The sequence below is a fragment of the Rhodanobacter sp. L36 genome, from assembly GCF_009765755.1.
GTDB lineage: Bacteria > Pseudomonadota > Gammaproteobacteria > Xanthomonadales > Rhodanobacteraceae > Rhodanobacter.
In genome coordinates this window covers 1,594,708-1,616,300 of sequence record NZ_LMUV01000011.1, presented here as the reverse complement: position 1 = coordinate 1,616,300, position 21,593 = coordinate 1,594,708, and the positions used below count along the sequence as shown (strand labels likewise).

23 protein-coding genes and 1 riboswitch are annotated in these 21,593 nt (G+C 62.2%); of the genes, 16 read left to right on the top strand and 7 right to left on the bottom strand.

What is annotated here, in order from left to right; translation table 11 throughout:
* Positions 1–85: 85 nt before the first annotated feature.
* The 3 genes from GSQ73_RS17080 to GSQ73_RS17070 all read right to left on the bottom strand — a co-directional run bounded on the left by GSQ73_RS17080 (position 86) and on the right by GSQ73_RS17070 (position 3,724).
* Positions 86–1,483: a polyketide cyclase gene (locus tag GSQ73_RS17080; protein WP_158886123.1), complete on the bottom strand. Its 1,398-nt coding sequence runs from the start codon at positions 1,481–1,483 to the stop codon at positions 86–88.
* Between the two features lie 263 nt (positions 1,484–1,746).
* The gene (locus GSQ73_RS17075) at positions 1,747–2,388 is read right to left on the bottom strand and encodes a response regulator transcription factor (RefSeq protein WP_158886121.1); all 642 of its coding nucleotides are present in this window, start codon (positions 2,386–2,388) and stop codon (positions 1,747–1,749) included.
* Between the two features lie 106 nt (positions 2,389–2,494).
* Complete coding sequence (locus tag GSQ73_RS17070) at positions 2,495–3,724, bottom strand: sensor histidine kinase (protein WP_158886119.1); 1,230 nt, start codon at positions 3,722–3,724, stop codon at positions 2,495–2,497.
* A gap of 200 nt (positions 3,725–3,924) precedes the next feature.
* Here GSQ73_RS17070 and GSQ73_RS17065 point away from each other — a divergent pair, with 200 nt between their 5' ends.
* From GSQ73_RS17065 to GSQ73_RS17045, 5 genes are all read left to right on the top strand, one after another.
* Complete coding sequence (locus GSQ73_RS17065; protein WP_158886117.1) at positions 3,925–4,545, top strand: GNAT family N-acetyltransferase; 621 nt, start codon at positions 3,925–3,927, stop codon at positions 4,543–4,545.
* Positions 4,542–5,309, top strand: coding sequence for a septum site-determining protein MinC (gene minC / locus GSQ73_RS17060; protein ID WP_158886115.1), 768 nt, complete (start codon positions 4,542–4,544; stop codon positions 5,307–5,309). The genes GSQ73_RS17065 and minC overlap by 4 nt, the downstream gene beginning before the upstream one ends.
* A gap of 46 nt (positions 5,310–5,355) precedes the next feature.
* Positions 5,356–6,171, top strand: coding sequence for a septum site-determining protein MinD (gene minD, locus GSQ73_RS17055; protein ID WP_158886113.1), 816 nt, complete (start codon positions 5,356–5,358; stop codon positions 6,169–6,171).
* Between the two features lie 5 nt (positions 6,172–6,176).
* Entirely contained in the window at positions 6,177–6,458 is a 282-nt protein-coding gene (minE, locus tag GSQ73_RS17050; protein ID WP_158886111.1) for a cell division topological specificity factor MinE, read from the top strand.
* A 78-nt stretch (positions 6,459–6,536) separates the two neighbouring features.
* A complete protein-coding gene (locus tag GSQ73_RS17045; protein WP_158886109.1) occupies positions 6,537–7,034 on the top strand; it encodes a hypothetical protein in 498 nt (165 codons plus the stop codon).
* An 8-nt stretch (positions 7,035–7,042) separates the two neighbouring features.
* Here GSQ73_RS17045 and chaB read toward each other — a convergent pair whose 3' ends face one another.
* Positions 7,043–7,270 carry a putative cation transport regulator ChaB gene (chaB, locus tag GSQ73_RS17040; RefSeq protein ID WP_158886107.1) on the bottom strand — a complete coding sequence of 76 codons (228 nt, stop codon included), beginning with the start codon at positions 7,268–7,270 and terminating at the stop codon, positions 7,043–7,045.
* 132 nt (positions 7,271–7,402) lie between these two features.
* Positions 7,403–8,032 (bottom strand): DNA-3-methyladenine glycosylase, encoded by a 630-nt coding sequence (locus GSQ73_RS17035; protein ID WP_158886105.1) that lies wholly within the window; start codon positions 8,030–8,032, stop codon positions 7,403–7,405.
* A 155-nt stretch (positions 8,033–8,187) separates the two neighbouring features.
* Here GSQ73_RS17035 and GSQ73_RS17030 point away from each other — a divergent pair, with 155 nt between their 5' ends.
* Together GSQ73_RS17030 and GSQ73_RS17025 are read left to right on the top strand one after the other, a co-directional pair.
* Entirely contained in the window at positions 8,188–9,960 is a 1,773-nt protein-coding gene (locus GSQ73_RS17030; RefSeq protein WP_158886103.1) for a DUF885 domain-containing protein, read from the top strand.
* A 37-nt stretch (positions 9,961–9,997) separates the two neighbouring features.
* Positions 9,998–11,128: a DUF2235 domain-containing protein gene (locus tag GSQ73_RS17025; RefSeq protein ID WP_158886101.1), complete on the top strand. Its 1,131-nt coding sequence runs from the start codon at positions 9,998–10,000 to the stop codon at positions 11,126–11,128.
* A 4-nt stretch (positions 11,129–11,132) separates the two neighbouring features.
* Here the strand turns inward: GSQ73_RS17025 and GSQ73_RS17020 are convergent, their stop codons facing one another.
* Complete coding sequence (locus GSQ73_RS17020; RefSeq protein WP_158886099.1) at positions 11,133–12,404, bottom strand: multidrug effflux MFS transporter; 1,272 nt, start codon at positions 12,402–12,404, stop codon at positions 11,133–11,135.
* Positions 12,405–12,493: 89 nt separating this feature from the next.
* Positions 12,494–12,594, top strand: a riboswitch (Fluoride riboswitch).
* Between the two features lie 70 nt (positions 12,595–12,664).
* Between GSQ73_RS17020 and crcB the strand changes: the two genes are divergently transcribed.
* The 9 genes from crcB to GSQ73_RS16975 all read left to right on the top strand — a co-directional run bounded on the left by crcB (position 12,665) and on the right by GSQ73_RS16975 (position 20,951).
* Entirely contained in the window at positions 12,665–13,069 is a 405-nt protein-coding gene (crcB, locus tag GSQ73_RS17015) for a fluoride efflux transporter CrcB (protein ID WP_158886097.1), read from the top strand.
* Positions 13,070–13,238: 169 nt separating this feature from the next.
* Complete coding sequence (gene cfa, locus GSQ73_RS17010) at positions 13,239–14,357, top strand: cyclopropane fatty acyl phospholipid synthase (protein ID WP_158886095.1); 1,119 nt, start codon at positions 13,239–13,241, stop codon at positions 14,355–14,357.
* Between the two features lie 75 nt (positions 14,358–14,432).
* Entirely contained in the window at positions 14,433–15,458 is a 1,026-nt protein-coding gene (locus tag GSQ73_RS17005; protein WP_158886094.1) for a proline iminopeptidase-family hydrolase, read from the top strand.
* Positions 15,459–15,478: 20 nt separating this feature from the next.
* Complete coding sequence (locus tag GSQ73_RS17000; RefSeq protein WP_158886091.1) at positions 15,479–15,955, top strand: GNAT family N-acetyltransferase; 477 nt, start codon at positions 15,479–15,481, stop codon at positions 15,953–15,955.
* A gap of 44 nt (positions 15,956–15,999) precedes the next feature.
* Complete coding sequence (locus GSQ73_RS16995) at positions 16,000–16,872, top strand: TraB/GumN family protein (RefSeq protein ID WP_158886089.1); 873 nt, start codon at positions 16,000–16,002, stop codon at positions 16,870–16,872.
* A gap of 141 nt (positions 16,873–17,013) precedes the next feature.
* Positions 17,014–19,254, top strand: a complete 2,241-nt coding sequence (gene parC / locus GSQ73_RS16990) for a DNA topoisomerase IV subunit A (RefSeq protein WP_158886087.1) — start codon at positions 17,014–17,016, stop codon at positions 19,252–19,254.
* Between the two features lie 101 nt (positions 19,255–19,355).
* Positions 19,356–19,814, top strand: a complete 459-nt coding sequence (locus GSQ73_RS16985; RefSeq protein WP_174236113.1) for a hypothetical protein — start codon at positions 19,356–19,358, stop codon at positions 19,812–19,814.
* A gap of 73 nt (positions 19,815–19,887) precedes the next feature.
* Entirely contained in the window at positions 19,888–20,178 is a 291-nt protein-coding gene (locus tag GSQ73_RS16980) for a lipoate protein ligase C-terminal domain-containing protein (protein WP_158886086.1), read from the top strand.
* Complete coding sequence (locus tag GSQ73_RS16975) at positions 20,175–20,951, top strand: lipoate--protein ligase family protein (RefSeq protein ID WP_158886083.1); 777 nt, start codon at positions 20,175–20,177, stop codon at positions 20,949–20,951. The genes GSQ73_RS16980 and GSQ73_RS16975 overlap by 4 nt, the downstream gene beginning before the upstream one ends.
* A 94-nt stretch (positions 20,952–21,045) precedes the next feature.
* Here GSQ73_RS16975 and GSQ73_RS16970 read toward each other — a convergent pair whose 3' ends face one another.
* The gene (locus tag GSQ73_RS16970; protein ID WP_158886601.1) at positions 21,046–21,534 is read right to left on the bottom strand and encodes an 8-oxo-dGTP diphosphatase; all 489 of its coding nucleotides are present in this window, start codon (positions 21,532–21,534) and stop codon (positions 21,046–21,048) included.
* Positions 21,535–21,593: the final 59 nt, after the last annotated feature.

Below are 21,593 nucleotides of genomic sequence, written 5' to 3'. Positions count from 1 at the left end.
TGCGGCATACCGCGCTATGTCCGGCTTCAAAAGAAAAGGCCCTTCCGCAAAGAAGGGCCTCTCGTTTTTTGCCGAAGCTGACGAATCAGTGCGCGGCGCTGGCGGCACTCGCCGGAGCGGCGGCGCTGCTCGCCGGTGCGGCAGCAGTGCCAGCGGCTGCCGGAGCCGTGCTGGCCGAGGCCGGCGTGTTGCTGCCGTCATCGGGTGCCGGCGGCTGCATGCCCGCTTCCTGCTCCGGGGTTTTCTCAGGCGCATTGGTGATCGGCAGGTAGATCGCGTACTTGGCGTAGCTGGTGATGTTGCCGCCAGCGTCCTTCACATCCGGCGACACCAGGATGTCGTACGAGCGGGCGACCACGTCGTCGAACTTGTAGCCGTGAGTCAGCGAGTAGGCCTTGAGCGAGTCGCGCACCTGCGGCACACCGGCGAACGTGCCGCTCCACACGCCCTTGAGGGCAGCACCGCCAAAGGCGAGCGTGGCGCGAACGTCGTTGTCGATCACCAGACGACCGAAGCGATCGCGGCTGCCCGGTGTGACGGCAGCGGCGCTGGCTGCGTCGGCGGCGGTGCTGGCGGGTGCAGGTGCACCGGAAGCATCGAGCGCCGGCGGCGTGGCCGCAGTCAACTGCTCGCTCTGACCGTTCACGGTGAGCGTGCTGGAGTCGATCGGCAGCGCCACGTCAAACGTGAAGACGTCTTCGCCGTAGTTGGTGGTGAACAGGATCCGCGGACCGGTCACGTTGACGCCGAGCTTCTTGGCGGCCGCCTGAATCTCGGTGCTTGCCTTGTTGATTGCATCTTCCAGAGCCTCGAGACCGTCCTTGCGCTGGATCGAGCCCGATACCAGCAGCACCGGCGCGGGCTGCGTCTGCTCGATGTATGGAATCAACTGGCTGTAGTCGATGTTCGGCACACCGGCGAGCACGTTCTGCAGATTGTTCAGGCTGAACTGGACGAAGGAGTCCGGATCGCCATGGATGTAGAGATTGGCGAAACGGTTGATCAGGTTCCAGCCGTAGGACACGTCATACGCCCAGTTCACCTGAGTCAGCTGACCGCGGCTGCCCTGGCGCTCAAGATCCAGCGTGAAGTGCTTGTCCGAACCGCGCCAGGTGTTGTCCAGATCCCACACAATGGTGGCGTCCTTGGTGTTGCTGTCGATCTTGTTGAAGTCGGGCGTGGCGCTGGCGATGGTCAGTGCGCCGTTGCCGAGCTTGGCGTTGGATGTAGTCCAGGCCACTTCGGCACCGGGGCCGTAGGACTTGCCGGAAAAAGTGAACTGCACGCTGGGATCAAGCGAGCGAAGTTCCGAGTAATCTGGGAAACGACGGAAGTTGTCGACCACGTCGTAGACCTGACGCATGTCCTTGCCCACAACCACCGAGCGATCCAGGTGACCACTGCCCGGCATGACCACAGCCGCCAGGACACCGATCGCCACGACAATGACCAGGGCAACTAGAAATTCAAGGACACGCATCATTCCAGAGTTCTCCGAAGCGTCTCTACGCCATACCTAAGGATGTCGCCCCTGCTGTCGCGCGGTCTGCCCGGGGTTGAGCAAGCACCATAACGGGGGGTCGGCATATGCCGAAGCTAGGGATGTTACTTGCTCGCGCGCTGGAACGCTATCCGCGCGCACGACGTCATCTGGATGGCTAAAAGTGAGGCCCGGCGCCATGCGGGAGCACCACGAAACCGCGTCGCGAAACGGCGAAACGCCACGGCGCCAGCCGCTTGGCGAACTCAGACAATACCGAGCTCAAGCGCCTTGAGCACTGCGCGCGTCCTGTCACGTACGCCCAGCTTGGAAAGGATGTTGGAGACGTGATTTTTCACGGTGCCCTCCGCCACCTTCAGCGAGTTGGCGATTTCCTTGTTGCTGTAGCCGCCGGACAGCAGCCGCAGGATTTCCGTCTCGCGCTCGGTCAGCGGATCGGGCTGTTCCAGACTGGTGAAATGGTTCTGCATGCGCGCGACGCCGGCCATCAGGCGCTGCGTCACCATCGGCGCCACTAGCGAACCACCCGCCGCCACCGTTCGGACGGCCTCGACCAGTTGCTCAAGCGATACGTCCTTCAGCAGATAACCGCGCGCGCCGGCCTTGAGTCCCTGCAACACGAGCTGGTCGTCGTCGAAGGTGGTCAGGATGATGGTCGGTGGCAGCTCGTTGCGCGCCGACAATGCCTGCAGCACTTCCAGCCCGCTCATGTTGGGCATGCGCAGGTCCAGCAGCACCACGTCGGGGCGGATGCGCGGAATATCCTGCACCGCCTGTGCGCCGTCGGAGCATTCCCCTATCACGCGGATGTCTTCCGCCAGATCCAGCAATGAGCGGACGCCCTGGCGAACCAGATTCTGGTCGTCGACGAGACAAACGGAAATCATCGCGAATCCTCGTGCAAACTCGTTTCGTGGAACTGCAGCGACAGGCGCCGGCACCCGATCGTTCCGAACACCGCGCATTCTGACATGAGGACGCGAATCGTCGACATCACGACACGCTCAGCGCCGGCGGCTCGAAGCGCGAGGGCGCATGCGCCAGTGTCGCGCGCTCGCCCAGCGGCAGCCGCACGGTCAGTGCAAAACCTTGGCTGAGGCCCGCATCCAGGGTGACGCTGCCGCCGAATTCCGCCAGCCGCTCGCGCATGCCGGACAACCCGTTGCCCGGCTGCACCTTTTCCGCACCGCGCCCGTCGTCGCGGGCATGCAGGCCCAGCAGGCTGGCGTCGGCATAGGCGAAATTGAGCCACAGATTGCGCGCCCCCGCATGCCGGGCGGTATTCGTGATGATTTCCTGCGCGCAACGCAGCAGCACCTGCGCACGCCGCGGATCCTCCACACTGAAACGCGGTGGCATCACCACGTGAATCTGCAATCCCGGCACGCCCTCCGTGAGGCTGCGAAGCGCCTGAGTCAGGTCGATCGCATCGTCCTGGCGCAGTTCGCTGACCGCTTCGCGCACATCGGCCAGCAAGTGCTTGGCCGTGCTCTGGGCCTTGCGCACATGCGCGCTCGCCGCGTCGTTGGTCAGATGGCTGGCCACCTCGAGATTCAGGCTCAACGCTGTCAGGTGATGCCCGATGAGGTCATGCAGTTCGCGGGCAATGCGCATGCGTTCGGCAATGCGCGTGGACTCGGCCAGCAACGCGCGCGTAGCGCGGAGCTCGGAGTTCAGTCGGCGCTGCCCTTCGCGTTGCTCGGCCTGTTGGCTCGCTACCATCGAGGTAATGAAAGTCAGTGTCGAAATGCCCAGGTACATGCATACCTGCAAGCAAGCGGTGACGATCGTCCAACCCATGTAGTTGGCAATGATCGGAATCAGCATCAGGTTCTGAATCAGCAGCCATGCCAAGCCGATACCCACGGGCAACTGCCATGGCAGTACCACGGCAATGACCAGCATCAACATGGCCGACAAACCGCTCTGACTGAACCAGCCCATGGCGATCGCCGAACTGGTCAGCACCAGCAGACCGAAAATCTTGATCAGCTGCGGCGCACCGCTCTGCCGCGTCATGCTCGAGCGACGCGTCAGCAACAGATAAGTCAGGCCAAAGATGACGTAGGAAACAATCCAGCCCGAGATGTTCGGATTGCTCCATATCGCACTGACCCTTGCCAGGCTCCAACTGCCAGGCAGCAACGGCAACGACACGCACAGGTAGGTGAATAACCCGGCGTAGCGCAGCAAACGGGTGTGGCTGAAGTTGACCCAAGGCATCGAAGCATCATAGGCGAGCCCGGTCACCGCGCAATGCGCGATAAGTCATGCACGACCGCCGATCCAGCGGGGCTGGCCGTCTTTTTACGAAGCTTTTACATGCGCGCGCCGGGTGTGCCCGCTGTTACCGCATGCCATAATGCGCCACTGAGCGAGGCGCTGATCGGCCTTGTCCCCGAACCCAACATGCGGAGCAACGAATGGCCCTTGCCATCCGCGACGTGCGCGAGCACGACCTGGATGCCGTACTGGCGCTTAACAACGCCGCCGGTCGCTCCATCCTCGCCCTCGACGCAGCCCAGCTGCGTTATTTTTTCGAGCACGCCGAATATTTCCGCGTCGCCGAAATCGACGGTCATCTCGCAGGCTTCCTGATCGCCTTGCGCGAAGACGGCAATTACGAAAGTCCGAACTACCGCTGGTTCGCCGAACGGTATCCACAATTCGTCTACGTCGATCGCATCGTGATCGCCAACGCGTACCGGCGTCATGGCCTTGGCCGTATTTTCTATTGCGATGTACACAGCTACGCCGAAGTGCGCGTGCCGTTGCTCGCCTGCGAAGTATTTCTGGAGCCGCGCGACGACGTCGTCGTGTTGTTCCACGGCACCTACGGTTTTCAGGAAGTGGGACAACAGCGCATGGGCGAGAACGGCCCGCAGGTGAGCCTGCTCGCGCGCGACTTGCCGAGCTACAGCTACGTTCGCGAAACCTGGCTCGACCACGGCGGTTTGCCGAGTGTCGCCTGGCTCGCCGAGCGCGAGCGTCCGCCGGCAACCACCGTTTCGCGTCGCCGCGTCGCCGGGGAGCGCCAGCCATGAACGCCAGGATGGAAACTTCCGACGCCTGCGACCTGCGCTTTGGCCAGGTCGGCATCGCCTGCGTGCGCGTGCGTCGCGTCGATGCCGCCGCGCTTTGCGATGAACTCGAACGACGCGTGCGCGCCGCGCCACAGATGTTTTCCCGCGCCGCTGTCGTGCTCGACCTGAGCCACTTGCTCGACCTGCCCGATGACGGCGCCGTCGATGCATTGCTGGAGGCCGTGCGCAGCGCCGGCATGCTTCCCGTCGGCCTCGCCTACGGCACCAGCGATACCGAAGCGCTGGCCAAGCGCATGGGTTTGCCGTTGATCGCGAAATTCCGCGCCGCGTATGAACCCGTGGGCGGCACCGCTGCTGCGGCCGAGCCCGCACGCGCCGAACCGGCGGCGCCGATCCAGCGCGAGCCGATTCTCTCCGCGCCCGCACCCGGCAGCATGCAGGGCGCGCAGCATCACGCCGGTGCGGTCCGCTCGGGCCAGCAGGTGTATGCGCGTGAACGCGACCTCATCGTCACCGGCGCGATTGCCAATGGCGCCGAAGTGATCGCCGACGGCAACATCCATATTTATGGCGGCTTGCGCGGTCGTGCCATGGCCGGTGCGCAAGGCGACGAAAAGGCACGCATCTTCGTCTCCGATTTCCGCGCGGAACTGGTCGCCATCGCCGGCCACTACCGCGTATTCGAACAAATTCCTGACGACCTCGAAGGTCAGTCCGTGCAATGCTGGCTGGAAGGCGAAAAGCTGTTGATCGCCAAGCTGTGATCACTAACAACAATAACGACAACAAGAACCACCGGGAGATGAACCCTTGACTGCTGAGATTATCGTTGTCACCTCCGGCAAAGGCGGCGTCGGCAAGACCACGACAAGCGCTTCGCTGGCCACCGGCCTGGCGATGGCCGGCAAGAAAGTCGCCGTGATCGATTTCGATGTCGGCCTGCGCAATCTCGACCTGATCATGGGCTGCGAGCGACGCGTGGTGTACGACTTCGTCAACGTCGTGCACGGCGAAGCGACGCTCAAGCAGTCGCTGATCAAGGACAAGCGCCACGACAACCTCTACGTTCTTGCCGCCAGCCAGACTCGCGACAAGGATGCGCTGACCCAGGAAGGCGTCGAAAAAGTGCTCGACGGCTTGTCCGAAGAAGGCTTCGACTTCGTGGTCTGCGATTCGCCGGCCGGCATCGAGAAAGGCGCGCATCTGGCGATGTACTTCGCCGATCACGCGGTCGTTGTGGTGAACCCTGAAGTTTCGTCGGTGCGCGACTCCGATCGCATCCTCGGCCTGCTCGCCAGCAAGACCCGGCGCGCGGAAAAAGGCGAGACGCCGGTCACTCAGCACTTGCTGCTCACGCGCTACAACCCGGCCCGCGTCGCGATCGGTGAAATGCTCAGCGTGAAAGACGTCGAGGAAATCCTCGGCATCGAAGTGCTCGGCGTGATCCCGGAATCGGAGAACGTGTTGACCGCGTCGAACAACGGCATTCCGGTGATCGTCGACACCAATTCACTGGCGGGCCAGGCTTACAGCGATACGGTGGCACGCCTCCTCGGCGAAGAGCGCCCGCTGCGCTTTATCGACGTGCCCAAGAAGGGCTTTCTCCAGCGCGTGTTCGGAGGTTGATCACGATGGGCATTCTTGATTTCCTGAAGCGCAAACCCGAAGCCACCGCCACGGTCGCGCGCGAGCGACTGCGGATCATCGTGGCGCAGGAGCGCTCCACCCGCGGCGCACCAGATTACCTGCCCATGATGCGCAACGAGCTGCTCGAAGTGATCAAGAAATACGTTCATGTCGAGATCGACGCGATCAACATCAACGTCGAACGCGACAGCGGACACGAGATCCTCGAACTTTCCGTCACCCTGCCCGATGGCAAGCCTGGTGCGCGCGAAGCAAAAACCGGCTGAATCCGCCGGCATCACCCGATACCGTGCCGGGCGATCCATGATCGCCCGGTTTCGTTTGAGCCTCCGTTATTTGTAAACATGCCCACCGACGACGCCAACTCAAGCACTGAGGACCTCGCCAATACGGTGATGCGCATGGCGACGCTGGGATTTGCCGCACCCGCCGCGCTGCTCGCTCGTTTCGGCCTGCGCCTTCAGCGCGTGCCGAACGACGAACCCATTCCCGGAAGTTTCTGGGGCGACGAGGAAGCGGGAATTATCGGCGACACGGTCTACGCTCGCGACGACACGCCCGTCCATTCGCTATTACATGAAGCGGGACACTTGATCGTGTTGCCGCAGGAAAGACGTCTGGACGTCCATACCGATGCCACCGACTCGATCGAGGAAGAAGACGCCACCTGTTACTTGCAGATTGTGCTCGCCGACGAACTCCCCAGCGTCGGCCGCGAAAGGTTGATGGCCGACATGGATGCGTGGGGATATTCATTCCGACGGGGTTCGACCCGCGCGTGGTTTGAACAAGACGCCGAAAACGCCCGGGCCTTTCTGCTCGGCCGCGGCCTGCCCTGCTGATCACCGCGCTATTTGCGGTGCCAGTTGCCGTCGTCGCCCCTGCCGTAGCTTTGCTTCACCGCCGACCAGGCCACCTTGTGCGCCACTTGTTCACGTGACTCGTCGCCGTGTCGTTCCTTGCTGTCGGCATACTCATCCCACGCATGGTTGAACGCCTGCCTGTAGATGTCCTGCGCATGCGCAGGAATATGGCCGCGCACGGACTCGGGCAACTCACGCGTTGTTTTGTACGGCATGGTCTTCTCCGTTCGGAAGGCGACGCCACACACTCTCTCTCTGCATGCGACCTCGGCGTCCGACAGAAAATTGCGCCTCACGCGATCAAGCGTTCGTCAACATTCCATCAGCAGCCCAAGAACGCCGGTCGATCAGCGTCGCGAAACGTACGGATCGCCTGGCACATACCAGCGCCAGAGTTGCTCGACCGCGCGTGTGATGCCGACGCGAGCCGCGGCCACGGGTTCTGCCGGTGGCGACATGCCATCGTCGATGATGCTGTAGCCGCCGTTTCCGGAAATAAGGTCGATGCCGTTCTGCAGTTTGCCAATGCCCATCGCCTGACAAAGCCGCGCCGGTCCGCGGCACAAGTCGCGGTCGCTACGGCACGCAGGACGCGCTGCACGCATGGCATCCAGCCCGGTCAACGGTGCCAGCGCACGCAACAGTACTGCCACGCCCTCTCCCGGTTCGCCGCACACCGGGTTGCAGCACCAGTGCATGCCATAAGTGAAGTACACATACAGAAGTCCCGGCTGGTCGAACATCACGGCATTGCGCGGCGTCATGCCACGCCATGAATGCGCCGCTTCGTCGAACGCGCCGCAATACGCTTCGGTCTCCACGATGCGGCCGCTGCGTCCATCCGCATTGACCAATACCTTGTTCAACAGATCGACCGCGACTACTCGCGGATCACGGCGGTAGAAAGTTCGTTTCAATACGACGCGCCTTCTAGACACGCGAATCTCCAACAACGCACGGAATTGCAATTCGATCATTCATCGCCGGATGCATTTGCTGCTCTCTCATCACATGCCGCCTTCTCGTTCCGAACGTGCAGGTTACGCCGCTTGCGTTTTGCATTGAACGGGTCAAAGAATGCCCGCTTCGAAGACCACGCCGCATCTGCGGCGACACCACCGGGAGAATGGCGATGTTGAAAGTGACGCGAATCTGGATCGGCATCGCTGCCGCCATCGCGATGGCTTCTCCACTGGCGCAGTCGGCCCCGATCGCCGCGGCGCCGTCCGCGCCTGATCGCGCCTTCACGCAACTGTCCAACGACTATCTTCAAACGGTTTACTTTCCAACCAATCCGAGCATCGCCACCGTTGACGGCGTCCACGACTTCGACAGCCGGCTGGAGGCCTATTCGCGCGCCGGCATCAATGCCAACGTCAAGTTACTTCAGCACTGGGAAACGAAAATTGCCGCAGTCGATCCCGCCTCGCTGGGTGAACGCGTGCGTGGCGATCGCGATCTCGTGCTCGACAACATCCGCAGCACGCTGCTGACGCTGCAGACGACTCGCCCGTGGCAGAAAAATCCGGATACCTATTCCAGCGGCATCACCAGCAGCGCGTTCTCGTTGATGGAACGCAAGTTCGCTCCGTCCGATGTGCGACTGCGCGCCTTGATCGCCCGCGAGACATTGATGCCGGCTGCGCTCGACGAAGCGCACGCCAACCTCGACAACCCGCCAAAGATCTACACGCAGATCGCGCTCGAACAATTGCCCGGGCTGGTGCATTTTTTCCAGAACGATGTGCCTGCCGCCTTCACCGATGTCAGCGACGTGCAGCTGCGCAAGCAGTTCGATACCAGCAATGCAGGGGTGATCAAGTCGCTGCAGGATTACCAGAGCTGGTTGCAGAAGGACGTGCTGCCGCGCTCGCACGGTGATTTCCGCATCGGCACCGCCGCATTTCGCGACAAGCTCAAGTACGACGAAATGGTCACGCTGCCGCTGGACAAGTTGATCGCGATCGACATGGCCAACATGCGCCAGAACCAGCGCCAGTTTGCCGACGTGGCCAAGCAGCTCGACCCGAACAAGACGCCGCGCGAAGTGCTGGCCGAACTCGGTTCGGATTATCCGGCGCCGGACAAGATCCTCGATACCTTCCGCGCGACCTTCGATCACCTCGTTGCCTTCATCAAGCAGAAGCAGATCATCACGATTCCGTCCGACGTGCGGCCGATCGTGGAAGAAACGCCACCGTTCATGCGCGCCACCACGTTCGCCTCGATGGACACACCCGGACCCTACGAGAAAGTGGCGAAGGAGGCGTACTTCAACGTCACCCTGCCCGAGCCCGGCTGGGACAAGCAGCGCACGCAGGAATTCATGGCGCAGTTCAGCTATCCGGTGATCAGCAGCATCGCCGCGCACGAAGCGTATCCGGGGCACTACATCCAGTTCCTCTGGATGCATCGCCTGGACGATCCGGTGCGCAAGGTGCTCGGCGCCAACACCAACGTCGAAGGCTGGGCGCACTACTGCGAGCAGATGATGCTGGACGAAGGCTTGGCGCAGTTTGAATTTCCCACCGACAAGCGCCAGCAACTGTTGTTGCGTCTGGGTCAGCTGCAGGATGCCTTGCTGCGCAACGCGCGTTTCGTGGTCGGCATCAAGCTGCATACCGGACAGATGACCATGCCGCAGGCGGTGGATTTTTTCGCCAGCGAAGGCTACCAGTCGCGCGCCGTGGGTGAAGTGGAAACCAAGCGCGGCACGTCCGATCCCACCTATCTCTACTACACACTGGGCAAGCTGCAGATCCTGAAACTGCGCACTGACCTGCAGGCAAAACAGGGCAAGGATTTCGACCTCACGAAATTCCACGACAGCTTCATGCAGCAGGGTTTCGCGCCGATCAGGATCGTGCGCAAGGCGATGCTGCACGATGACTCGCCGACACTCTAGCCCGTATAAAAACGACCGCTTCGTGCCGGAGAAAAGCATGACGACACGTCGACTCGCCGTGCTGTTCGACGGCACCTGGAACAAGCCCGAATCGAATACCAACGTGGAGCGGTTGCGCCGGTTGATCGCCGATCGCGATGCCGGTGGTGTCGCGCAGATCGTCAACTACATTCCCGGCGTCGGCGTGTCGCCGGGCATTTCGCATCTGCTCGGCGGCGCGTTCGGTTATGGATTGTCAGGCAACGTGATGGACGGCTATCGCTGGCTGTCCGATCTGTGGCAACCGGGCGACGACATCTACCTGTTCGGTTTCAGTCGCGGCGCATACACGGCGCGCAGTCTCGGCGGACTGATCCGCAAGTGCGGCCTGCTCACGCGTGGCGCCGATGGCCGGATCGAGAAAACCGTGCTCTCCGCCGCCTACGATCTTTACCGCGATACCGACAGCAAGCCCGACGACCCGGCACCGATCGTCTTTCGCGCCGAGCACTCGATCGAAGTCGACATTCATTTCATCGGCGTGTGGGACACGGTCGGCTCGCTTGGTATTCCCGACACCGCTTCATGGTTTCCCTTCGCACGATCACGCTACCAGTTCCACGACACCGAGCTGAGCAAGATCGTCAAATGCGCGTATCAGGCGCTGGCACTGGATGAGCACCGCGCGGATTTCGAGCCGGCCTTATGGACACGCAACATCGCCAGCGTAAAACCCGGCGAAACCACGGCCACCAAAAAGCTGGAGCAGATCGACATCGAGCAGCGCTGGTTCATCGGCGCGCACGCCGATGTCGGCGGTGGCAACGATCGCGATGGCGCCGGACGCAAACCCGATCCACTACCCGATCTTCCGCTGGCATGGCTGCAGCAGAAAGCCATCAGCTGTGGTTTGGCCTGCCGCTCGATCTTCGTACCGGCAGTCGATGCCGACAGCGGCGTGCCGCGCAATTCCTATGCGGAATTCATGGACGGCATCTACAAGGTTTTCAAGCCGCCGTTCAATCGCAGCCTCGGCACCGGCATCAACGAAAAAGTGGATGCGTCCGTTTGGCAACGCTGGCGAGTCGATGCGAGCTATCGCCCGCCTTCGCTGGTGCAGGCCATCGCGAATCACCGGGCCGAAGTCGGCTCGCCTGTCGTGATCACGCCTGATCCTTCGCAAGACTGAGCGTTCAGCGCGGCTCCGAGATTTCCGCTTGCAGGATCACGGCTGCCGCTGGCTGTGTCGCGGCTTCATCCAGTGCATGACGCGTCATGACGCGATAGATACGCCATGCCACAAAACCGATCACCGTCAACGACGACGCACCCAGCGCCAAGCGCAACATGCTTACCGACAGCAACGGCGACAGCACGCCGGCCACGACACTGCTGATCAGCAAGCTGGCGAATGCCTGCACCGAGGAAATGTTGCCGCGCTGATGCGGAAACCGGTCGAGCAGCAACAGCGTGATGGTCGGAAACACGATCTGCACGCCAACGCCGTGCAGGATCAGTGGCAACATCGACCACGGCAGCCGCGGCGACGGAAAAATCAACGCACACGCAAGGTGCAGCACGCACGCGAGAAGCATCACCACGTAACCGACTCGAACCGTGAGCGCCACGCTGCAGCGTTCGGCCATGCGACCGGACAACCACGCACCGCCAACCAGCCCGAGCACCACCGGTACGAACAACCACGGGAATCCCTGCGCCGACAGATGCAGCAACTCGCGCACGATGCGCGGTGCCGACGCGATGTACAGAAACAGCCCGCCGAAATTCACCGAGCTGGCAATCAGCAGCGGCCAGAACGAACGATCGCGACAGAACATCGCGTAACTCGCAAGCAAGGGTCGCGGCGAGAAATGCGTGCGTCGTTCGTGCGGATGACTTTCTTCCAGCCACCACGTCAGCGCAAACGCGAGCAGTGTGGTGAAGCCGGTCAATACCCAGAAGATGCCGTGCCATCCGCCCAGCGGCAGCAGTTGCGCGCCGACCATCGGCGCGATCACCGGTGCCACGCCGAAAATCATCATCACCCGCGACATCAGCCGCTGCGCATCAGCGCCCTCGAACGTGTCGCGGATGACCGCACGCCCGACCACCAACCCCGCACCCGCGCTCACACCCTGCAAGCCGCGACACGCAAGCAGCATGGCGAAAGATGTGGAGAGCGCGGCGCCCGCTGATGCCAGTGCGTACAGCGCCATGCCCGCGATCATCACCGGCTTGCGCCCGATCGCGTCGGAGATGGCGCCATGGAACAGGCTCATTGTCGCGTACGTGATCAGGTACACGCTGATCAACTGCTGCAAGGCCGTGTCGTCCACGCCGAAGCGCGCGCCGATCAACGGAAACGCCGGGAACACCGCATCGATCGAGAACGGTCCGATCATCGACAATGCGGCCAACAGCCACGGCAGGCTGCGTCGCGCGTGGCGATGGAGGGTGGTCGTCATGGGCTACATCGCGAAAGAGGCCGGGCGAGTATAGACGGCCATCGTGCGCAGACGCGCTTGACTGCGGGGCTGGCGGATCGACTACGATGAGCCCTTCGGGAGATGGCATTCCTCCCGCTTCGCGCCAGGTTCACGGCACGAGGCGAACCACCTCTCGTCCGACGTTGAGGTTGATGATGCCTGCACCACCGGTTTCCGGCGGCGCAGGCACGCCTGCTGCCGCGGCAACCCGGACACATCCATTGTCAGGAGACGCGCTCGTGGGCTTTACCGGATTTCTCGCTGTTGGCGTTGGTGGCATGCTGGGCTGCTGGCTGCGCTGGGGCTTGAGCTTGTTGCTCAATCCATTGTTTGCTCCCCTGCCCTTGGGCACGCTGGCGGCCAATCTCGCGGGCGGCCTGATCATGGGCTGCGTGATGGGTTTGTTCGACCACTACCAGGCGCTGCCACTCGCCTGGCGCTTGCTGGTGTTCACCGGCTTTCTCGGCGGGCTCACCACGTTCTCCAGTTTTTCAGCCGAAGCGACCACGCTGCTGTTGCGCCAGCAGTACATGTGGTTCAGCGCGCATGTGGCGGTGCATGTGATCGGCTCGCTGACGATGACTATTCTTGGTCTCATCGTGACCCGCGGCGTGCTTCGCCATGTCACTGGCGTGGCCGCATGAATGACGGCGTCGACGCCGCGTATGCACGCGCTTCGGCAACGTCTTCGCCGTCATTCCGGCCTTCGCAGGAATGACGGATAGAACAAAGCCAGAGCTTTTGCCCTCCGGCTGACCTGCTTTCGATCGAGATCAACAGCTTCCAAACCACTCATTCAACTTCGGGGTATGCATGAGCCAGGACGATCTGAAGAACCGTGCCAGCGCGCTGCTTGAACACGCCGGCATTCGCATCGACGGCAACGCGCCGATCGATCTTCGCGTGCATGACGATCGCCTCTACGCGCGCGTGTTCGCACACGGTTCGCTGGGCCTGGGCGAAGGCTACATGGACGGCTGGTGGGACGCCGATGATCTGCCCGGCTTGTGCACGCGACTGCTCACCGCCGGACTCGATCAGGAACTCAAAACCCTGGACACCTTGCTCACGCATCTCAAGGCGCGATTCTTCAACTTGCAGAAAGGCGAGCGCGCTTTCGAAGTCGGCAAGGTGCATTACGACCTTGGCAACGATCTTTTTCAGGCGATGCTCGGCAAGCGTCTCGTGTACTCATGCGGTTACTGGGCCGAGGCAACCAATCTGGATGACGCGCAGGCGGCCAAGCTCGATCTGATCTGCCGCAAGCTGCAACTGCAGCCCGGCCAGCGCGTGTTGGACATCGGCTGCGGCTGGGGCGAAGCGCTGAAATACGCGGCGGAACACTACGGCGTGCAAGGCGTCGGCATCACCGTGTCGAAACAGCAGGCGGCATTCGCGCGCGAACTCTGCGCCGGCCTGCCGATCGAAATCCGGCTGCAGGATTACCGCGAGATCGACGAAGCATTCGACGCCGTGTATTCCATCGGCATGTTCGAACACGTCGGCGGCAAGAATTACGGCACGTATTTCGAAGCCGTGCGGCGCTGCCTGAAAGACGATGGCCTGTCGCTCCTGCACAGCATCGGCAGCAACGGCGCGCCCGCGCAAACCGATCCGTGGATCGAGAAATACATTTTCCCCAACTCGATGATTCCCGCCGCCAGCCAGGTTGCCAGCGCGCTGGAAGGTCTGTTCGTGGTCGAGGACTGGCACAACTTCGGCACCGACTACGACCTCACGCTCACCGCGTGGAACACCAACTTTGAAACCGCCTGGCCGACGCTTTCCGCAAACTATGACGAGCGCTTCCGACGCATGTGGCGCTATTACCTCGCCGTATCGTCGGCCGTGTTTCGCAGCCGCCGCGATCAACTGTGGCAACTGACTTTAAGCCCGCACGGCGTTGCCGGCGGCTATCGCGTGCCGCGCTGAACGATCCCGCAGCATTGCGGCCGCTGCCGTGCCGGCGGATAGTGCGGACTTGATTTCGTATCGGGGGAAGTCGCGATGAAATCCGTATTGCTTTGTCTGCTGGCCGTTGTCGGTTTTGGTATCACCTACTGCGCTGCGGCCACCAACACCCAGCCTTCCAAATATTTCGACAACGCCGGCCAGAGCGACGTGCTGAGCGGCGGCGTGAAGATGATCACCATCAACACGCCCAAGGGAAAATTTCGCGTCTGGACCAAGCGCATCGGCAACAACCCGAAGCTCAAGGTGCTGTTGCTGCACGGCGGCCCCGGTGCCACGCACGAATACTTTGAAGCCTTCGACAGTTACCTGCCCGCCGCCGGCATCGAGTATTACTACTACGACCAGCTCGGTTCCGCGTACAGCGACCAGCCCACCGACACGTCGCTGTGGACCACCGATCGCTTCGTCGATGAAGTGGAGCAGGTGCGCGAGGCATTGCATCTGGACAGCGACAACTTCTGCCTGCTCGGTCAGTCCTGGGGCGGCATCCTCGCGATGGAATACGCGCTGAAATACCAGCAGCACCTGAAGTGCCTGATCATTTCCAACATGATGGATTCGATCCCCGCGTACAACGCCTACGCGAAGAATGTGCTGATGCCGGCGATGGATCAAAAGCAGCTCGCCGAAGTGAAGCAGCTGGAAGCCGAACACAAGACCGACGATCCGCGCTACATGCAGATCCTCGACACCATGCACTACGAGCAACATGTACTGCGCATGCCCGCCGACCAGTGGCCCGAACCGGTCACGCGCTCCTTCGGTCACATGAACAAGCAGGTCTACACGCTGATGCAAGGCCCCAGCGAACTCGGCGCCAGCGGCCGCCTCGAACAATGGGACCGCAGCAAGGATCTCCATCGCATCACCGTCCCCACCCTCGTCATCGGCGCCCGCTACGACACCATGGATCCTGCGTACATGGCCTCCATGGCGAAGAAACTGCCACACGGTCAGTTCCTGCTGTGCCCGAAAGGAAGTCATCTGGCGATGTACGACGATCAGAGGACGTATTTCGATGGGCTGATCGGGTTTTTGCGCGGGATCGAGGCGCAGTAACGCCTCGTAAATTCATCGACATGACCACGAGCATCCGCACCGACGACCTCACGCATCCTGCAGTCATCCAGCTCCTGCAGGAACATCTGCAGAGCATGACTCTGCATTCGCCGCCTGAAAGCATTCATGCGCTCGATCTCGATGCGCTGCGCCAGCCGGACATCACGTTCTGGAGTGCGTGGCACGGCGACGCCTTGCTGGGCTGTGCAGCGCTGAAGCAACTTGATTCAGCTCATGGCGAAGTGAAGTCCATGCGCACGGCCACGACGCACTTGCGCAAGGGTGTGGCTGCCGCATTGATGCAGCATCTGCTCGACGAGGCCGAGCGCCGCGGCTATCAGAGACTCAGCCTTGAAACCGGTTCGGCGTCCGCGTTCGCGCCGGCGCATCAGCTCTACGCAAAATTCGGATTCGTATTCTGCAAACCTTTCGGCGATTACGTCGAAGACCCGTACAACGTGTTCATGACGCGCGAACTTCGAACAACGCCGGATTGAATTCGCGGATTGAATCAAGCCGCGCTTGCCGTGACACTGCGAACATGAAAACTTCGTTCCCCGCGCGCGCGCTCGCCGGCTTCACCCTGCTCCTGATCAGCCTGCCGACATTCGCGAAACCGGCGCTGTGGGTAGTGAAGAACGCAAACGCCACCGTCTACTTGTTTGGCACGGTTCACCTGCTGCCGAACGACACGCATTGGCGTAACCCGATGCTCGACAAGGCGATAACGGACAGCGGCACGCTGTACATCGAACTGACCGACGACAATCAGGCGAACATGATGGCGCTGGTGATGCGCTACGGCATCGACACGACACATCCGCTGCCGAGCCTGCTGCCGCACTCGGAAATGCTGCAATTGAATGCCGCCGCTGAAAAAGCCGGCGTCCCCGGTGGCGCACAGGCGCTCTCGGTGATGCGACCGTGGCTCGCTGCATTGACGCTGGCGGCGGCGCCGTTGCTGAAGGCCGGACTCGACCCCGAGCAGGGTGTGGACAAGCAGTTGAAGGTGCAGATGATCGCCGCCGGGAAAAATGTGCTCGGACTCGAAACCGCGGAGCAGCAAATCCGGTTTCTCGCGCAGCTTCCGCAGGACATGCAGCTGGCGTTTCTGCGATCGACATTGCGCGACGCCGACAAGGACGCGATCGAACTCACCCAACTCATCGACGCGTGGAAGAACGGCGACACCGCCACCATCGCGAGGCTCGAAGACGAAGACCTGCGTCAGAAAGAACCCATGCTTTATCGGCGCTTGATCGTCGAGCGCAACCAGACGTGGGCCGGAAAAATCGCCGCGATGATGAAACAACCGGGCGTGATCTTCATCGCCATCGGCGCCGCGCATCTCGCAGGGCCAGACAGCGTGCAGGTTCAACTGAAAAAGCTCGGCGTCGCGTCGGTTCGCGAATAGCGAAACGCGCGGGCGCGAACTGTCGCCGATGCAAGCGCTGCGCCGTGGCAAACCGCATTGCTGCTACACGGTCCTGGCGCTTTCTGGCACCATCGTCCGGTTATCCGCGCAACCTGCGCGCCATCGAACGATGTTTTCCGCATGAACCTGCAAGCCAATTACGAACAGATCCCGCTGAAGGAATACGCCGAACGGGCGTATCTCGATTACTCGATGTACGTGGTGCTGGATCGCGCACTGCCGTTTGTCGGCGACGGCCTCAAACCGGTGCAGCGGCGCATCATCTACGCGATGAGCGAGCTGGGCCTCGCCGCCACGGCCAAGCCGAAAAAATCCGCGCGCACCATCGGCGACGTGATCGGCAAGTTTCATCCGCATGGCGACAGCTCGTGCTACGAAGCGATGGTGCTGATGGCGCAGCCGTTTTCGTATCGCTATCCGCTGGTCGACGGCCAAGGCAATTTCGGTTCCCCGGACGATCCGAAAAGTTTTGCCGCGATGCGCTACACCGAAAGCAAGCTCAGCCCGATCGCCGAGGCGCTGCTCGGCGAACTTGGTCAGGGCACGGTCGACTGGGTGCCGAATTTCGACGGCACCATGGACGAACCGAGCTGGTTGCCGGCGCGCATACCTCACGTGCTGCTCAACGGCTCGATGGGCATCGCGGTGGGCATGGCGACCGACATCCCGCCGCACAACCTGCGCGAGCTGGTCAGCGCGTGCATCCGCCTTCTGGATGATCCGGCCGCGACCGTCGCGGATCTTTTCGAGCATGTGCGCGGACCGGACTACCCGACCGAAGCGGAAATCATCACACCGCGCGCGGACCTGCTGGCGATGTACCAGACCGGCGGCGGCTCGGTGCGCGCCCGCGCGGTGTACCAGCGCGAGGAAAGCAACATCGTGATCACCGCGTTGCCGCACCAGGTCAGCCCGTCGAAGATCCTCGAGCAGATCGCCGCACAGATGCGCGCTAAAAAACTGCCGATGATCGAAGACCTGCGCGACGAATCCGATCACGAAAATCCGATCCGCCTCGTCATCGTGCCGCGTTCGAACCGCGTCGATGCCGACGAAACCATGCAGCATCTTTTCGCCACCACCGATCTGGAAAAGAGTTTCCGCGTCAATCTCAACATGATCGGTCTGGACGGCCGTCCGGCGGTGAAGGACCTCAAGCGCATCCTTACCGAGTGGTTGGCGTTCCGCACCAGCACAGTCACCAAGCGCCTCGAACATCGTTTGGGCAAGGTCGAGCGACGACTGCATTTGCTTGAGGCGTTGCGCATTGCATATCTCAATCTCGATGAAGTGATCCGCATCGTGCGCAGCGAGGACGAGCCCAAACCGGTGCTGATCGCGCGCTTCAAATTATCGGACGAACAAGCCGACTACATTCTCGAAACCCGCCTGCGTCAGCTGGCGCGGCTGGAGGAAATGAAGATCAGCGCCGAGCGCGACCAGCTCGAAGAAGAGCGCGCGAAAATCAACGTGCTGCTGAAATCACCAGCCAAGCTCAAGAGCCTGATCAAGGATGAGCTGCGCGCCGATGCTGCGAAATTCGGCGACGATCGCCGCTCGCCGCTGGTGCAGCGCGAAGCCGCGCAGGCGCTGGATGAAAGCGCGCTAGTGGTGAGTGAACCGGTCACCGTGGTGCTGAGCCTGAAAGGCTGGGCGCGCGCCGCCAAAGGTCACGACATCGACGCCGACGGCCTCAACTATCGCGAAGGCGACGGCCTGCTGGCCGCGGTGAAGGCGCGCACCACGCAACAAGTCGCGTTCATCGATTCCACTGGGCGCAGCTATTCCACGCCGGCGCACACGTTGCCTTCGGCGCGCGGCAACGGCGAGCCGCTGACGGGCCGCTTCAGCCCGACCGCTGGCGCGAGTTTCGACGCCGTGATCGCCGGCGATAACGATACGCGGCTGATCCTCGCTACCGATCATGGCTATGGTTTTGTCACCCGCTTCGAAGCGCTCACGGGGCGCAACAAGGCGGGCAAGCAGATCATCAGCCTGGGAGATCACGCCAAGGTGCTGGCGCCGGCGATCAGCGCCGACCCGTCGCGCGACCGCATCGTGGTAGTCACTACCGAAGGTCACCTGCTGATGTTCTCGGTCGCCGAACTGCCGGAACTCGACAAGGGCAAGGGCAACAAGCTGATCGAGGTGCCCAAGGCCAAGCTCGCCAGCGGCGACGAACGCGTGGCCGGTGTGGCGGTGGTCAGCGAGGGCAAGGGTGAAGTGACGCTCTACGCCGGCCAGCGCAAGCTGACCCTGAAGTGGTCGGACCTGGTCGAATACGGCGGCAATCGCGCCACGCGCGGCGGGCTGTTGCCGCGTGGCTTGCGTCGTGTGGAGCGGATCGAGACGACCAGCTGAGAACCCGGCTCAGGAACTAACCGGGCCTTGACGGGTTCGAAGCGCATGATGTGCACGCCCTTGTGCCATCGTGCGTTGGACAGGCAGGACCCGGAGTTTCCATGAACGTCAAACAGCTTTCCCTTGCCGTGGCCACCGGCCTGCTCGTCACTTCCGCCTTCGCGCAGACAGCCGGCAAACCGCTGAACCTCAAGCTGCCGCCAAGCAGTGCGACAACAGCCAGCGCACATGCGTCCGTACCCGCATCGAGTTCCAGCGCGGCGAAACCCGCCGGCAGCTCCACTGCGCCGGGTGTCTACTACGGCGACACCAGCGGCAAGATCGAAAACGACACACGCGTGGTCGACGACAGCACCACCGAGTGCGACGATTCCAAATACAACCAGCCACAGATGCACGGCAGCGTGAGTACCGGTATGGTCAGCGCCAGCCACGGCGGCAGCGGTTCGTGGAGCGGCGGCGAAGTAAACCTGAGCCAGGCCTTCGGCAGTTGCGATCACCCGACCGGCGGCATGAGCATTTCCATCGGCGGCGAAACGGGGCGCTTCCACGGTCACTGATGACTGATTCCCGCGCGAGACACACGCGGGGAGTGGGATCACAATTCTTCCGTCCCCCTGAGGATGGTCAGCCATGCACGGCGAATACAAGATGCCCGGCGGCAAACTGGTCGTGATCGATCTCGAAGTCCGCGAGGGCCGCATCGCCGACGTGCAGCTCAGCGGCGATTTCTTTCTCGAACCCGACAGCGCGCTGCAAGCCATCAACGCGGCGCTCGAGGGGCAGGCGACACAATCCACCGAAGCCGATCTCGTCGAAAGGATGCAGAGCGCGCTCGGCGCCGACGTGACGATGTATGGCGTGTCGCCGCAGGCGATCGCGATCGTGGTGGGACGCGCACTGCATGAAGGAACGAACGCATGACGCGAACCGACTGGCGCGACCACGAGTGGCGGCTCATCCACACCGTTCCGCAATCGCCTGCGCTGCACATGGCATTGGACGACGTGCTCACGCATGAAGTCGGCGCCGGACGCCGGCCGCCCACGCTGCGCATCTGGGAATGGGCATCGTCGGCCGTGGTCATCGGGAGATTCCAGTCGCTGCGCAACGAAGTCGACGCGCAAGCGGCGCGACGTCATGGCATCGAGATCGTGCGACGCATCAGCGGCGGCGGCGCGATGTTCATCGAGCCGGGCAACACCATCACCTATTCCATCTACGCGCCGCTGTCGCTGGTCAAGGACATGTCATTCCAGGAAGCCTATGCGTTTCTGGATGCGTGGGTGATCGAGGCGCTGGGCACGCTCGGCATCAAGGCGTGGTACCAGCCACTGAACGACATCACCTCCGAAGCCGGCAAGATCGCCGGCGCCGCCCAGGTGCATCGTGGCGGCGCGGTGTTGCATCACGTCACCATGGCCTACGACATCGACGCCGCGAAAATGCTCGACGTGCTGCGCATCGGTCGCGAAAAACTTTCCGACAAGGGCACCACCAGCGCCGCCAAACGCGTCGACCCGCTGCGCAGCCAGACCGGCCTCCCACGCGAAGCCGTGATCGAACGCATGATCGCCACCTTCCGCCGCCTGTACGGGTTGCGGCACGATGTCCTGAAGCCCGATGAATTGACGCGCGCACAAGCGCTGGCGGATGGAAAGTTTTCCGGAGCGGAGTGGTTGGGGGATGTGGCGTAACGATCAAGGCTTCTCTTGGATGTTTTTTCAGTCGCGGTATTTCATTGTCTTTGTCATTGCGGCGACGAGTGAAAAGTTCGGCGCGCTTCTCCAGCTAAAACCTCGTAAACGCCCAGGACTCCATTCGCCCCTCGCGATACGGCATCACCCCATGAAACGGCCGTGCGTCGTCGTCGAACACCAGCGGCAGAAAATGGCGGTCGCCTTCCCACATCGGCAACTCCATCAGACGATCGAGCGCGATCCATTCGAGCGTACCTTCAGGATTGCTTTCCAGCGCCATGCCGCTGTAGCTGTCGATGATGAAGATGAAGCCCAGCCAGTCTTCGCCGTTCTTGCCGAAGCCGGGCCAGTTGAGGGTGCCGCGCAGTTGCATCGACAGGCATTCGATGCCGGCTTCTTCCCGGATCTCGCGGCGCATGCATGTGGCGATGTCTTCGTTGGGTTCCATCTTGCCGCCGAGGCCGTTGTACTTGCCGAGATGCTGGTCGTCCGCTCGCGCGTTGCGGTGGATCATCAGCACGCGGCTTCGATCCGGCGACAGCACGTAGCCCAGCGTGGCGACGATCGGGGTATAGGGCATCGAGTAGGCACCGACCAAAAAGGAAAGTTTAACGGCAGTGATGGGCGCTTGTCGGGCGG

Excerpts from the sequence above, each read along its gene's own strand:
- GSQ73_RS17075 (WP_158886121.1), bottom strand. The coding sequence starts at position 2,388 with ATGATTTCCGTTTGTCTCGTCGACGACCAGAATCTGGTTCGCCAGGGC.
- GSQ73_RS17025 (WP_158886101.1), top strand. The coding sequence starts at position 9,998 with ATGACGACACGTCGACTCGCCGTGCTGTTCGACGGCACCTGGAACAAG.
- chaB (WP_158886107.1), bottom strand. The coding sequence starts at position 7,270 with ATGCCGTACAAAACAACGCGTGAGTTGCCCGAGTCCGTGCGCGGCCAT.
- GSQ73_RS16970 (WP_158886601.1), bottom strand. The coding sequence starts at position 21,534 with ATGCCCTATACCCCGATCGTCGCCACGCTGGGCTACGTGCTGTCGCCG.
- GSQ73_RS17035 (WP_158886105.1), bottom strand. The coding sequence starts at position 8,032 with ATGATCGAATTGCAATTCCGTGCGTTGTTGGAGATTCGCGTGTCTAGA.
- GSQ73_RS16980 (WP_158886086.1), top strand. The coding sequence starts at position 19,888 with ATGCACGGCGAATACAAGATGCCCGGCGGCAAACTGGTCGTGATCGAT.
- GSQ73_RS17080 (WP_158886123.1), bottom strand. The coding sequence starts at position 1,483 with ATGATGCGTGTCCTTGAATTTCTAGTTGCCCTGGTCATTGTCGTGGCG.
- minE (WP_158886111.1), top strand. The coding sequence starts at position 6,177 with ATGGGCATTCTTGATTTCCTGAAGCGCAAACCCGAAGCCACCGCCACG.
- cfa (WP_158886095.1), top strand. The coding sequence starts at position 13,239 with ATGAGCCAGGACGATCTGAAGAACCGTGCCAGCGCGCTGCTTGAACAC.
- minC (WP_158886115.1), top strand. The coding sequence starts at position 4,542 with ATGAACGCCAGGATGGAAACTTCCGACGCCTGCGACCTGCGCTTTGGC.
- GSQ73_RS16995 (WP_158886089.1), top strand. The coding sequence starts at position 16,000 with ATGAAAACTTCGTTCCCCGCGCGCGCGCTCGCCGGCTTCACCCTGCTC.
- parC (WP_158886087.1), top strand. The coding sequence starts at position 17,014 with ATGAACCTGCAAGCCAATTACGAACAGATCCCGCTGAAGGAATACGCC.
- GSQ73_RS17005 (WP_158886094.1), top strand. The coding sequence starts at position 14,433 with ATGAAATCCGTATTGCTTTGTCTGCTGGCCGTTGTCGGTTTTGGTATC.
- GSQ73_RS17030 (WP_158886103.1), top strand. The coding sequence starts at position 8,188 with ATGTTGAAAGTGACGCGAATCTGGATCGGCATCGCTGCCGCCATCGCG.
- GSQ73_RS17045 (WP_158886109.1), top strand. The coding sequence starts at position 6,537 with ATGCCCACCGACGACGCCAACTCAAGCACTGAGGACCTCGCCAATACG.
- GSQ73_RS16975 (WP_158886083.1), top strand. The coding sequence starts at position 20,175 with ATGACGCGAACCGACTGGCGCGACCACGAGTGGCGGCTCATCCACACC.
- GSQ73_RS17020 (WP_158886099.1), bottom strand. The coding sequence starts at position 12,404 with ATGACGACCACCCTCCATCGCCACGCGCGACGCAGCCTGCCGTGGCTG.
- GSQ73_RS17000 (WP_158886091.1), top strand. The coding sequence starts at position 15,479 with ATGACCACGAGCATCCGCACCGACGACCTCACGCATCCTGCAGTCATC.
- GSQ73_RS17070 (WP_158886119.1), bottom strand. The coding sequence starts at position 3,724 with ATGCCTTGGGTCAACTTCAGCCACACCCGTTTGCTGCGCTACGCCGGG.
- GSQ73_RS16985 (WP_174236113.1), top strand. The coding sequence starts at position 19,356 with ATGAACGTCAAACAGCTTTCCCTTGCCGTGGCCACCGGCCTGCTCGTC.
- GSQ73_RS17065 (WP_158886117.1), top strand. The coding sequence starts at position 3,925 with ATGGCCCTTGCCATCCGCGACGTGCGCGAGCACGACCTGGATGCCGTA.